Source organism: Synechococcus sp. M16CYN (assembly GCF_040371545.1).
In the GTDB taxonomy this organism is placed as follows: Bacteria; Cyanobacteriota; Cyanobacteriia; order PCC-6307; family Cyanobiaceae; genus Parasynechococcus.
On the sequence record NZ_AP029048.1, the window covers coordinates 1,733,146 to 1,745,656 of the forward strand.

Consider the following 12,511-nt stretch of genomic DNA (forward strand, 5'->3'; position numbering starts at 1 on the left):
GAACAAAACACGCTCTCGAACCATTCTGCCGGTTAGAGTCGATCAACTGGTGGGTTCGATAGCCTTACGCACAGCACAGCTTAGACGAGATTTTTGGTTAGCACCGTTGTTTCGGTGCAAAACACCGACTTTCACAGCCTTATCAATTTTGCTAAATGCTTCACGCAAGGAGACCTGAACCAAGGCTTTGGCTTCGTCACCAGGGGTCATGCTGTAAGCATCGCAAGCAGTGAAGCAACGTTTCATTAGCGTGCGTAAAGAGGACTTGTAGATGCGATTGCGCAAGCGATTGCGCTCCACAATCCCTATCCGTTTTTTTGCTGATTTGTTATTGGCCACTAACGCGAAAACACTGCGAACAGTCTGGAATCGTACTCCTTGACACAAAGAAACACGACCAGACGTCTCACGAGCTTCCGATCCTAGTTCGTTAATACTAAAACCCTAAGCAGCTCCTTGCCTGATGGAGAATCCGGCGGTTTTTTCACTCCGCATCGTGCGAGATCCGGAATTGGCCAGAAAAGAGCTTAAACGTCTAATCGGACGTATGGATAATGCTCAGCAGTGGAAGGTTCGGGATCAGGTTGACGCCATTCTTTTTGATGTTCGTAACCGTGGAGATGCCGCGATTATTCAATTTACAGAACAGTTTGATGGCTTTCGCCCAGAACCTATAGTCGTTCCGGAAGATCAATTGGAACGTGCATGGCGCGCACTATCGAAGAATCTCCGTGATGCTTTGGAGCAGGCTCATCGGCGCATTACCGACTTTCATCAATGCCAACGTCCAGCAGATATCACGGTTAACGGTCCTTATGGAGAGTGCCTGGGACGCCGCTGGCGACCGGTTGATCGCGCGGGTCTCTACATACCGGGGGGTCGTGCTGCTTACCCCAGCACAGTGCTCATGAACGCTATTCCGGCTAGGGTCGCTGGGGTCAATGAGGTGGTGATTTGTTCTCCAGCAGATCAAAGTGGTCAAGTTAACCCTGTGGTACTAGCCGCTTCTCATCTCGTGGGAGTACACACCGTGTTTCGTCTTGGCGGGGCACAAGCCATCGCTGCCATGGCTTATGGAAGCGATAGTGTTCCCAAAGTAGATGTGATCAGTGGGCCAGGGAACATTTACGTTACCCTTGCTAAACAGGCTGTTTACGGGCAAGTCGGCATCGATTCTCTTGCTGGTCCGAGCGAGATCTTAATAATTGCTGATGAGAGTGCCAAACCTGATCAAGTAGCGGCGGATCTTTTAGCCCAAGCTGAACACGATCCTTTGGCTGCTGCGGTTTTGATCACAACCAACCAGGCTTTGGCCGATAAAATCACTCAGGAGATCGAACAGCAACTCGTAACGCACCCTCGCCGCGAAATCTGTCGGGCTTCACTTAGCAACTGGGGGTTGATAGTGGTTTGTAAAAACCTTGAAACTTGTGCTCAGTTGAGCGACGGCTTCGCTCCAGAGCATCTTGAGCTTCTCGTGGAGCAACCTGAGGTATTGGCAAAACAGATTCAGCACGCAGGGGCTATTTTTCTCGGACCATGGTCTCCGGAAGCTGTTGGTGACTACTTAGCTGGCCCTAATCACACTCTACCAACCTGTGGCACTGCGCGATTTAGTGGAGCCTTGAGTGTAGAAACATTTATGCGGCATACCTCCCTAATCGCTTTCAATCGAGCAGCTCTCGAGGCCACCGGACTGGCTGTTCAGAAACTGGCCGAAAGTGAGGGGCTTCACAGCCATGCGGAATCGGTTCGGCTACGGCTCAGTGAGAGTGCTTCTCTAAGCTACGAACACCGGCAACCCCGTTGACAATCTCGCCCACCAACACTTCGTCGACCAGATTCACAAATAAACCGTTTTCTAGAACACCCGGTACGTTATTGATCACTCGCTCTAAATTCAAAGGATCACTGATTCCACCATCTAGCTTCACGTCCAGTATGAGATTACCCTGATCGGTCACAACCGGACCGGCCTTGTGTTGAGCCATACGGAGTTGCGCATGGCCCCCGATGTTAGTCAGAGTTTGCTTAACTTGGCGCCAGGCGCCAGGTAGAACTTCGACTGGCAAAGAGAAGTCCAGATTGAGAAGTTTCACAAGTTTAGTAGAATCCACCACCACTACAAAACGATTGGCTTTGGCCGCTACAAGCTTCTCTTGAACGTGACAAGCACCACCACCTTTAATCAACTGAAAGTTGGGATCGACTTCATCAGCTCCATCAATAGCGAGATCAATTCGGTCAACAGCATTCAGACTTAAGAGAGGAATATTTAACTCAGTTGCCAACACTTCGCCTTGAAACGATGTTGTAACGCCAACAATGTTGTTTAATTCTCCTGAAGCAAGCTTAATTCCGAGTCCTCGGATCATCAATGCCGCCGTAGAGCCAGATCCAAGACCTAGGACCATGTCATCTTCGATCTGTTCAACTGCGGCATCGGCAACCGCCTGCTTCATTTGAGTTTGTAGATCCGGCATCATGACGTGCACCTATGGGCGCGACGGTAGCAAGGGTTTCAGCCTATGCCTGGTAAAGGGGCTGGCTTCACCGAAAGGGTGAGTTCGCGGCCATTACGCAACACCGTCAATGGGAGAGGTTCTTCAATTCGAGCAGCATCTACCACCTCTAACAAAGTCTGAGGATCAGTCACAGTGTTTGTCTCCACAGCAATTACCAAATCACCTCGGCGCAAGCCCGCTTGTTCGGCAGGGCCCTGCGGCAAAACACTTTGAACTAATGCGCCGGTTCGCTCTGGCAGTTGCACAAGTGCATTGGGATCCCTATTGTGATCGCGTGCTATCCGCGGGGTGAGGCCAACCAGCTGTAAGCCAATGTAAGGATGAATGACCTCACCCTGTTGTTGTAACTGGTCAGCAACCTTTTGAGCCAAGTTGATTGGGATCGCGAAGCCCAAACCAGCTCCTGGACCGGAACGCACAAGGGTGTTAATGCCAATCACCTCACCTTCCGCGTTCACCAAGGGACCTCCCGAGTTACCGGGATTAATTGCTGCATCTGTTTGGATCAAATCCAGCCGTTTGTCTGAAAAACCGAGGCTATTGATATTACGGTGCAGGCTGCTGACAATCCCGAGCGTTACGGTGCGTTCAAGACCAAAGGGTGTGCCCAATGCAATAGCCCAATCCCCCACCTCTATCGCTTCAGAATCGCCAAGGGGAGCCTTCGGTGGCAGTTTTCGTCCTTCAAGTTGAACCAACGCGAGATCAGTGACAGAGTCGAACCCAACTACATGACCATCGAGCTGCTCGCCATCAGCGACAGTGACACTAACCGATTCCACCCGATCCACGACGTGAGCATTGGTTAAAATTAACCCTTCAGCATTAATCACTACACCCGATCCCTGGCCGCGTTCACGTTCTGGACCCGCTTGAGGATCACCCAACAGATCGCGAAGCAACGGATCAATCAAGCCCGGATCAAAAGCCTGCCGTTCTACGGTTCGTTCTGTATCGATTCGGACCACAGCGGGGGCGACTCGGCGCGCGGAATCGGCTACGAAGCTATGCTCCAGTGCTCCCACACGGGAGACAGAGGACAGGGTTGTATCCAGTGCTAACACCAAACACAAGACCAGGCGCAAAACGATCTTCAGCAACGCTTTAGAGCAGTCCTGTCTCTTCTATCCGAATTAGACGCACAATGGGGACCGTATGGCAAGCTTCTCATATTGCTGATGATTTAGTATGATCATCCACTGAAAATAATCTATTCAATATCCAGATCAATCTGAGGCTAATGATTTAGAGCTAAATCTATATATACAGACTAAATAGATTCCATGAGGATTTCCACGATAGCTGTGGTGCTTACATGATGTTGGTAAAGGGAATCTACGCTTTTCACTGCATAATAATCATGCTTTATTATATTCCTGTAACCACATTAATGCCATTATGTGACTAAGATATATGTATTATCTTATCAAAATAAGAAATTAGCTATGTAGTATTTAGATCAAAAAACAAGAAATGATCTGCACTAATTTCTTATATACGAGATTTAATAATAAAAGCCAAGTATTAAAGATTTGCTTTGAATATTTTAGAGTTTTGTTGAACAAAATATTCGTCTTACAGCCTCACGCAAGTTCCGACAGATAATTAAGCTCATCTATAATAATCAATACATAATCTAAAATGAACTCAAATTTTTTAACTTATGAGCGTTGATAATCAAGCAATTCACTCACATTGAATCTTAGATTTCTTTCCATTACAAAGCATTTAATCTCGTAAATCTAACAAACTTTAACCTTAAAAAATAAACGCGAACCTAAGAATATAACACTTTTTAAAATATGAAACGATAAACAAAAACTTATCGCAACTTTTGCAATAAGTTCGACGTCTGCTACTGCGATAATAAGACTAATGGGTATCTAAGATCTAGTAAACTTGCCTCAAGCAAGACCGAATATTTACTGTTGCTATATAAAAATTTTCGTCGACTTTTTATCTGATTATTTTTATAATTAGGGCTATTTCTTTGAGATTAATTGTTAAGTAATTTGGTGCCCAATAATCTAATTTATTGATAAATTAAAATTAAGCTAATGATTCAGTGTGATTAGCCATTGCTTAATTAAAATTTTGAGTTGAATCGAATAAATCAATTTTTATATTTAAAAATACTGGAACTTTTAAAATCACTGTTCATGTTTTTCAGATCTGAACATATGTTAATCATAAAATCTAATATTGTTTGCACTATTGTATCAAGATTGAAGCCTGCTAAGGAATGCTGAACTATGGTTTTCCTTACAGCTATAGACTTGACAAAACACCTAACAAAGCCTAGATTATGGGCTGCTAGTAACTTAAAATATTGAGGAAAACGAATAATTATACCAATTAAGATTGTGAAATTCAGAAAACTGAAATCGCCGACATCATAACTTCTTAAAAACTATAGTATTGGGCATCGAGCTTTATTTGTTCGGTTTCTGACAGAGCAGGGAGAGTCGACTACAGTGAGCGGGTGTCCGACAGGTATCTCCCTTTTGGGAGAGCAGTCACAACTGAAATGCATGTTGGGCAGGGCCTGACATCAGTTTTCTTTGACCCATCCCCTATTGCCAAAACTTGAGCAGCTGACCCATAAGGTCGCAAGCCTTCACGGTTTTGAGCTCTGTGGAGTTCAATTACTCACGCATATGAGCCCAATCACCTTGCAAGTTCGGATTCGCCATACTGACGGCACTGACGTCAGCCTTGACGATTGCGCCAACTTCAGCAATGTGCTCGGACAAACCCTCGAGGAATCCTCTGGGCTGACCGAGGCCTATGTTCTCGAAATCAGTAGTCCCGGAATCGGGAAGCAACTAGCTTATGATCGCGATTTTCAGACTTTTCGCGGTTTCCCTGTGAGGGTCACTTATCGCGGCAAGAATGATGTTCAGCAGTGTCTCGATGGCCTTTTGCTTGAGCGTAGTGACAGCATGCTGCGAATCAACATCCACGGAAAAATTAAAAGCATTCCTTGCGACAGGGTGACCGAGGTACGCCTAACCACACCTGGTCAGTAATCGAGCAAGCAGCTCCCCCCGCTCTATACTAATCAACCAGCCCGATGGCTCTCGTACTGCTTCCCGGTCTCAGCAATCTGATCGACGACATTAGTGATGAAAAGAAGCTTCCCCCACAAGTTGTCGAAACAGCACTTCGAGAAGCTCTTTTAAAGGGATACGAACGCTATAGGCGGACCCTGTATATCGGGGTCGGTGAAGATCCCTTTGATGAGGACTACTTTAGCAATTTTGATGTTGGCCTTGATCTAGAAGAAGAGGGTTATCGAGTCCTCGCCAGCAAGATCATTGTTGACGAAGTTGAAAGCGAAGATCACCAAATCGCTCTTGCCGAGGTGATGCAAGTCGCGGATGATGCCCAATCTGGCGACACTGTTGTTCTGGATGTTACTCCTGAAAAGGAAGACTTCGGCCGTATGGCTGCGGCTACTACAAAGCAAGTTTTAGCCCAGAAGCTACGGGATCAGCAACGTAGGATGATCCAAGAAGAATTCGCTGATCTAGAGGACCCCGTCCTCACTGCACGGGTGATCCGATTCGAGCGCCAGTCCATCATAATGGCGGTTAGTTCAGGACTGGGACGGCCTGAAGTAGAAGCAGAATTGCCTCGTCGTGACCAACTGCCAAACGACAACTACCGAGCTAACGCTACCTTCAAAGTTTTCCTCAAAGAAGTTAGCGAGGTACCACGCCGTGGGCCTCAGCTGTTCGTCAGCCGATCTAACGCAGGCTTGGTGGTTTATCTATTTGAGAACGAAGTTCCAGAGATCCAGGAAGGATCAGTTCGCATAGTCGCTGTGGCCCGCGAAGCGAATCCTCCTTCACGGTCTGTTGGTCCCCGTACCAAAGTTGCTGTAGACAGCATTGAACGGGAAGTTGATCCCGTAGGTGCATGCATTGGTGCACGAGGTTCCAGGATCCAACAAGTCGTCAACGAACTCCTCGGAGAGAAGATTGATGTCATTCGCTGGTCCCAGGACCCGGGGCAATACATCGCTAACTCCCTTAGCCCTGCTCGGGTTGAAGTGGTGCGCCTTGTAGATCCTGCAGGCCAACATGCCCACGTTTTAGTCCCAGCGGACCAACTCAGCCTAGCAATCGGCCGTGAAGGACAAAACGTTCGCTTGGCGTCACGACTGACGGGCTGGAAAATTGATATCAAGAATTCAGCGGAATATGACCAAGTGGCCGAGGATGCTAGCGTGACTGAGTTAATTTCACAGAGAGAAGAGGAGGAGGCTCTGCAACGGGAAGCGGAGGAACGCTTGGCTGTTGAGCAAGCTGCTCGTGCTGAGGAGGACGCGCGTTTGCGCGAGCTCTATCCACTGCCTGAGGACAATGAGGGTTACACGGAAGGGACAGGTGCTTCCGCAGAGCGTTTGACTTCAGAGTCCAGCAAGGAACCAGTAGCCATGAGTAACCAGGTTTCCGATAGCTCAAACGAGGAATTTACAGAGCTAGTCGACAAGCTCAAAACAAATGTGAGCGAGGGAGCCCTGTGAATACAAAGCCCATCCTTCGTCGCTGCGTGGCATGCCGCCAGCTTCTGGATCGCTGCCAGCTTTGGCGAGTGATTCTCGACCACGAGGATGGGGTCCTACTAGATTCAGGGATGGGTCGCTCGGCCTATCTCTGTCCAGAGGAAGAGTGCCTAGAAGAGGCACGGCGCCGAAAGCGTTTGCAAAAAGCCCTGAGATGTCAGGTGCCTGATGCAATCTTTACGGCGCTGGATGAGCGGCTCAGTGCAACCACTGATGAATCCGCTGAGGCAAACTAAACACTGTCCACACTTTGCGTGAGGGCACCGCGGTACACCATGCCCGGATCGATCGGAGACCCCAACTGAATGACCAGCAGCGGCAAAGTCAGAATCTACGAGTTGTCCAAGGACCTCGGCCTTGAAAACAAGGACGTGTTGGATGCTGCCGAGAAGCTTTCGATCGCAGCAAAAAGCCACAGCAGCTCAATCAGTGACTCCGAAGCCAGACGGATCCGAAATTTTCTCAGCAAGGGGTCATTAACCAGCAAACTGACGACTGCACCAGTTAAGCCAGCATCCAGTAAATCAATTTTATCGGTCAAAAAAGCAACGCCAAACTCAATAGAACTGTCGGCGCCACCTGTGGCCTCGAAACCGCAACAACTGGCACAGCCAGCGCCAAGTAAACCAGTCCAGCCAACGGTTAGAGCCGTCGCACCACCGTCTCGTCCTACCAACCCAAGCAAACCTGCTCTCGCTCAGTCAACTGATGCAAGGCGCACTCCAGGGCCTATTGCTTCCATAGGTCGGCCTGAACCGTCCAAACCTCAGGGCACTCCAAAACCTCAATCAACCAGTAAAACTCCATCCATCGCTCCAGTACTCGTTGATAAACCGACTCTTGCAGTTAATCCTGCGATAGCGGCCAAGCCAATGAGAGCTGTCAAGCCTATACCGGCAAAACCGGTGGTAGACAAAGTAACAGCCCCCACGCCGCGTCCAAAAAGCCCAACGACTGCTCCAAACACGATAACCAAGCCTCGGCCTATTCCATCCAGACCAACCCCTCGTCCTTCCACTGCCCCGAGCCGTCCTATAGCAGTTCAGGGACAAAAACCGCAAGTTGTACCTCGAGCAGGGTCACTGCCACGACCTGGCATACCTTCTCGTGCTGTTTCACCGACTAAATCAAGCACACCGAAGCGCCCCACGCCGCGGCCCGAACTTAGCAGCAAACCAGTCCCTCGCCGTCCTGCAGGTATCGGCTCTCCTCAGCGCCTAGGTACTACCGGAGTACCGCCACAACGTCAGAACGGGCCCACACGGCCTGGATCACCAACTCGTCCAGGCAAGCCCGGTGTTTCCACCGTTGCGCGTGGGAACACGTTGGAACTTGTCGGTAAGCCAATCCGACGCGACGGCAGCACGGCCAGCGGACGTCCCGGCGCTCCAACCCGGCCAGGGGCAGGGGCGTCACTCAGGCAGGGCATACCTGGTGGCATGCGCAAACCGATGGCACCTGGTGAGCTCATGCAGCTCCAGAAACCAGTTAGCCGTCCAGTCGCCCCAGCGCCACGTCGACCTGACGCCCCACGACCCGCTGAGGCCGGAGTCGCTACACCTCCAGTTGCACGACCAACGGCTCCATCTGCACCACGTCGCCCGGGATTCCGTCCAGGTGGTCCCGGTGGCCAACGACGCCCAGGCCGACCTGATTGGGATGACAGCGCCAAGCTCGAAGCACTGCGCAGCCGCTCGCCCCAAAAGCAAAGGCAGAAAGTCCACATAATTGGTGAGAATGATGATGCCCTTGCCGCCCAAACCGGTGGTTTCGCTGGTGAACAGCAGGCAATGGTGCTCTCAGCCAGTCTCGCTCGCCCGACCAAGCCGAAATCCCAACAACGGACAGCACCAAAGCCGGTAGCAGCTGTTCGCAAACGTCGTAAAGAAACAGCCCGTCAACGCCAACGCCGACGAGCTATGGAACTGCGGGCCGCGCGCGAGGCCAAACAGGTTCGGCCGGAGATGATTGTTGTGCCAGAGGACAACCTCACAGTGCAAGAACTCGCGGACATGCTCAGTGTCGAGAGTTCTGAAATCATCAAATCTCTATTTTTTAAAGGAATCATCGCAACGGTCACACAAACTTTGGATATGCCGACCATTGAGGCGGTGGCTGAAGAATTCGGTGTCCCTGTAATTCAAGACGATGTCGAAGAAGCTGCCAAGAAGACCGTTGACATGATCGAGGAAAAGGATCTCAATCATCTCATTCGCCGTCCTCCTGTGGTCACCGTGATGGGTCACGTCGACCATGGCAAGACCAGTCTTCTCGATGCCATACGACAAGCCCGGGTTGCTGCTGGTGAAGCCGGCGGAATTACCCAACACATCGGCGCATACCAGGTTGAAATACAGCATAAGGATGAGCCACGCAAGCTCACGTTCTTGGATACACCGGGCCATGAAGCATTTACGGCAATGCGCGCCAGGGGTACAAAAGTCACCGACGTGGCTGTCTTGGTTGTGGCCGCTGATGACGGCGTGCGTCCTCAAACCTTGGAGGCGATTAGCCACGCCCGAGCCGCCGAAGTACCAATTGTGGTAGCAATCAACAAAATTGACAAAGAAGGCGCATCAGCCGACCGAGTCAAACAAGAACTGTCTGAGCAGGACCTTCTGGCTGAGGAATGGGGTGGTGATGTGGTAATGGTGCCCGTGAGTGCCATCAAAAGAGACAACATCGACAAGTTGTTGGAGATGCTTCTCCTGGTCACAGAGGTAGAAGACCTTCAGGCTAATCCGGATCGCCTCGCTCGTGGAACCGTGATAGAAGCTCACTTGGATAAAGCAAAAGGCCCCGTAGCAACCTTGTTAATCCAAAACGGCACTCTCAAAACAGGTGATGTTCTCGCTGCAGGACCGGTTTTGGGCAAAGTGCGGGCAATGGTGGACGACAATCGCCAACGACTAAAAGAAGCCGGGCCATCCTTTGCTGTGGAGGCTCTCGGGTTTAGCGAGGTGCCTACGGCAGGCGATGAATTCGAGGTCTACCCCGATGAGAAAGCAGCACGGGCTGTTGTAGGCGATCGTGCCTCAGATGCACGCGCCACTCGCCTTGCTCAACAAATGGCTTCGCGTCGAGTATCGCTTACAACGATGTCTGGTCAAGCAAACGAAGGAGAACTAAAAGAGCTCAATCTTATTCTTAAAGCTGATGTTCAAGGCTCCGTAGAGGCCATCCTTGGCTCGCTCGAGCAACTACCAAAAGATGAGGTTCAAGTACGCGTCCTATTATCAGCACCGGGGGAAATCACTGAAACAGATGTTGACCTAGCGGCAGCATCTGGGGCAGTGATTATTGGCTTCAACACCTCAATGGCTCCTGGTGCTAAAAAAGCATCGGATGCAACGGGTGTTGATGTACGTGATTACGACGTAATTTACAAACTGTTAGAGGACATCCAGTTAGCGATGGAGGGCTTGCTCGAGCCGGAACTGGTCGAAGAAGCTCTCGGAGAAGCCCAAGTCCGCGCCGTATTCGCTATTGGCAAAAGTGCTGTCGCTGGCTGTTATGTCACAACCGGAAAACTGCACCGCAACTGCAAGGTCCGTGTGCGCCGTGGCAAGCAGGTAGTCTACAGCGGTGATTTGGATTCTCTACGTCGCAACAAAGACGACGTTAAAGAGGTAGCTACAGGTTTCGAGTGTGGCGTGGGTGCAGATCGATTTGCTAACTGGGAAGAAGGTGATCGCATCGAAGCCTTCAAAATGGTTACCCAACGCCGCAAACTCACCACCTGATCTTTACTTCTTCATATCGTGAAGTCTCGTCTCGAGCCTCTGCTTTGGCTTCAATGTCTCGCCATTGGCACTATCCCACTAGAGTTATTGCTAATTTGGTTGATTTTAGCGGGTGCCGACCCTGGCTCGGTACCATTAATTGAGCGTTTGCTTGTTTGGGGCGTTGGCGTACTTGCCCCAAGCATTGTTTTATGGGAACGTCCAGCAGACTGGGGGTCTCTACTCTTGGTGCGTATTCCTTATGTAAACCGCGATAAAAATCAACAAGCTCTCAGCACACAGCAGGGAGGCATTATCAGCCGGATTCCCTTATGCCTAGCTGTGATCGGATTGTTGCCCTTACTCTGGTGGCTTGACGATTCTGCAGTCTTAGCAAGCGAATTCTCACCCGTTTTTGGACAGTCACGCTTGGTGACTTTATTGCTTAGCGTCCCGCTCCTGGCCTTAATAGTATGGCACTTACAACAACTTACGCAGGCGCTAGGGTGGCTCATCGCAAGTGAGCAATTTGATTACGCAAAACCTCGTACGTTTAGTAACGTTGATCTGAAAAAACAACGCACTAGCCTCGGACTACAAGTGCTTCGACTTAATCCACTGGAATGGCCAGAAGCATACCAAACCCCTGACAAACGTACGCCGACAGTAGCAGTCACTTCTCAAAAAAGCAAAGACAATAAAATAAACAAAGCGTCCGCAAGCCTCATTCCAACTCGAGAACCATCAGTCACCAGTGCGGGTCCGATCGAAACAGAGAAGAGTGAAAAACAGGATGAAGGCACTAATCTGGATACCAAAATCACCGAAATCAACATTGTTACCAGCAGAAGCACGAAAGAGCATGATGAACATGCCGAGACCAGCAGAAGTAAGCAAAGCAAACCATATGAGACGCCTAAGGCCGCGCCAGGGAGCAAGTGACTCTTTGATCAACCTATCTCTCAAGGCTGGATTTAAACCAGGCTTATCTTTTTGTTTAATGGACATGTAAAAAGGATTAAAAGATAATGCTAAAATGGTAAATTAATTTTATCGCCGATGTAGCTCAGCTGGTAGAGCAACGCTTTCGTAAAGCGTGGGTCGCCTGTTCAAGTCAGGTCATCGGCTTTTGTTTTCTGTCAATAACTTAACTACAACCAAGACTATAGATCATGGTTTAAACAATTTAAAAATTATAAGATTCTAGTTCTTAGATAAGAAAATAAAGATTAAGATAGTTGCAAAAGCTTAAGAACTAATTAGCATTAAAACAATAATTTTGCTACCTTTATTTCGTTTAAATGCTACTCATCTTTAACTAAAAATTATTTTTTATCCTGCTTTTCTAGGTAGTATTGTAGTATTATTTATATCTTTACTATCTTTACCCCTATAAAGCAGGCAGTATAGTAAATTAATTTACTCTAAAATTTAAGAATTTAATTAATCATATAGAATCTTAATTTACAAAAAATTGCATCAAAATTATATTAAATGAAATCACTAAATAATTAAAATTAATATTAAATAACACACTAGACTATAAAGATTGGTTAATTTTAGAATACTGAAAACAAAAATAATTCAGCCTTTATAAATTCATCACGTGAAAATAATATCTATAAATCTTTAAAATTGTTCTTTGTTACTCATTAAAAATTGATATACATAATCTCAATTAGAAGTTCTGTAAT

9 protein-coding genes, 1 tRNA gene and 1 pseudogene are annotated in these 12,511 nt (G+C 48.6%); 7 read left to right on the forward strand and 4 right to left on the reverse strand.

Going from position 1 to position 12,511, the window contains the following annotated elements:
• Positions 1–42: 42 nt before the first annotated feature.
• Positions 43–339: a 30S ribosomal protein S20 gene (gene rpsT / locus ABWV55_RS08250; RefSeq protein ID WP_353292710.1), complete on the reverse strand. Its 297-nt coding sequence runs from the start codon at positions 337–339 to the stop codon at positions 43–45.
• 124 nt (positions 340–463) lie between these two features.
• On the opposite strand from rpsT, the gene hisD reads away from it, so the two are divergent.
• Positions 464–1,810 carry a histidinol dehydrogenase gene (gene hisD, locus ABWV55_RS08255; RefSeq protein ID WP_353291592.1) on the forward strand — a complete coding sequence of 449 codons (1,347 nt, stop codon included), beginning with the start codon at positions 464–466 and terminating at the stop codon, positions 1,808–1,810.
• Here the strand turns inward: hisD and rpiA are convergent.
• Together rpiA and ABWV55_RS08265 are read right to left on the reverse strand one after the other, a co-directional pair.
• Positions 1,764–2,483 carry a ribose-5-phosphate isomerase RpiA gene (rpiA, locus tag ABWV55_RS08260; RefSeq protein ID WP_353292711.1) on the reverse strand — a complete coding sequence of 240 codons (720 nt, stop codon included), beginning with the start codon at positions 2,481–2,483 and terminating at the stop codon, positions 1,764–1,766. The two genes, hisD and rpiA, sit on opposite strands and share 47 nt — an antisense overlap.
• Before the next feature lie 38 nt (positions 2,484–2,521).
• Positions 2,522–3,592, reverse strand: a complete 1,071-nt coding sequence (locus tag ABWV55_RS08265) for a trypsin-like peptidase domain-containing protein (protein WP_353292712.1) — start codon at positions 3,590–3,592, stop codon at positions 2,522–2,524.
• A gap of 1,494 nt (positions 3,593–5,086) precedes the next feature.
• Between ABWV55_RS08265 and rimP the strand changes: the two genes are divergently transcribed.
• From rimP to ABWV55_RS08290, 5 genes and pseudogenes are all read left to right on the forward strand, one after another.
• Complete coding sequence (rimP, locus tag ABWV55_RS08270) at positions 5,087–5,554, forward strand: ribosome maturation factor RimP (RefSeq protein ID WP_353291593.1); 468 nt, start codon at positions 5,087–5,089, stop codon at positions 5,552–5,554.
• A 44-nt stretch (positions 5,555–5,598) separates the two neighbouring features.
• Positions 5,599–7,056: a transcription termination factor NusA gene (gene nusA / locus ABWV55_RS08275; protein ID WP_353291594.1), complete on the forward strand. Its 1,458-nt coding sequence runs from the start codon at positions 5,599–5,601 to the stop codon at positions 7,054–7,056.
• Positions 7,053–7,331 carry a YlxR family protein gene (locus tag ABWV55_RS08280; RefSeq protein ID WP_353291595.1) on the forward strand — a complete coding sequence of 93 codons (279 nt, stop codon included), beginning with the start codon at positions 7,053–7,055 and terminating at the stop codon, positions 7,329–7,331. Before nusA ends, ABWV55_RS08280 begins: the two co-directional genes overlap by 4 nt.
• 102 nt (positions 7,332–7,433) lie before the next feature.
• Positions 7,434–10,838 (forward strand): translation initiation factor IF-2, encoded by a 3,405-nt coding sequence (infB, locus tag ABWV55_RS08285; RefSeq protein ID WP_353291596.1) that lies wholly within the window; start codon positions 7,434–7,436, stop codon positions 10,836–10,838.
• A gap of 18 nt (positions 10,839–10,856) precedes the next feature.
• Positions 10,857–11,423: pseudogene (locus ABWV55_RS08290) on the forward strand (low-complexity tail membrane protein); the annotation flags it as partial.
• 138 nt (positions 11,424–11,561) lie between these two features.
• On the opposite strand, the gene ABWV55_RS08295 reads toward ABWV55_RS08290, so the two are convergent.
• Positions 11,562–11,825, reverse strand: coding sequence for a DUF3493 domain-containing protein (locus tag ABWV55_RS08295; RefSeq protein WP_353291597.1), 264 nt, complete (start codon positions 11,823–11,825; stop codon positions 11,562–11,564).
• Positions 11,826–11,872: 47 nt separating this feature from the next.
• Here ABWV55_RS08295 and ABWV55_RS08300 point away from each other — a divergent pair.
• Positions 11,873–11,945: transfer RNA gene (locus ABWV55_RS08300), tRNA-Thr, on the forward strand.
• Positions 11,946–12,511: the final 566 nt, after the last annotated feature.

Excerpts from the sequence above, each read along its gene's own strand:
- hisD (WP_353291592.1), top strand. The coding sequence starts at position 464 with ATGGAGAATCCGGCGGTTTTTTCACTCCGCATCGTGCGAGATCCGGAA.
- rpiA (WP_353292711.1), bottom strand. The coding sequence starts at position 2,483 with ATGCCGGATCTACAAACTCAAATGAAGCAGGCGGTTGCCGATGCCGCA.
- nusA (WP_353291594.1), top strand. The coding sequence starts at position 5,599 with ATGGCTCTCGTACTGCTTCCCGGTCTCAGCAATCTGATCGACGACATT.
- ABWV55_RS08295 (WP_353291597.1), bottom strand. The coding sequence starts at position 11,825 with ATGTCCATTAAACAAAAAGATAAGCCTGGTTTAAATCCAGCCTTGAGA.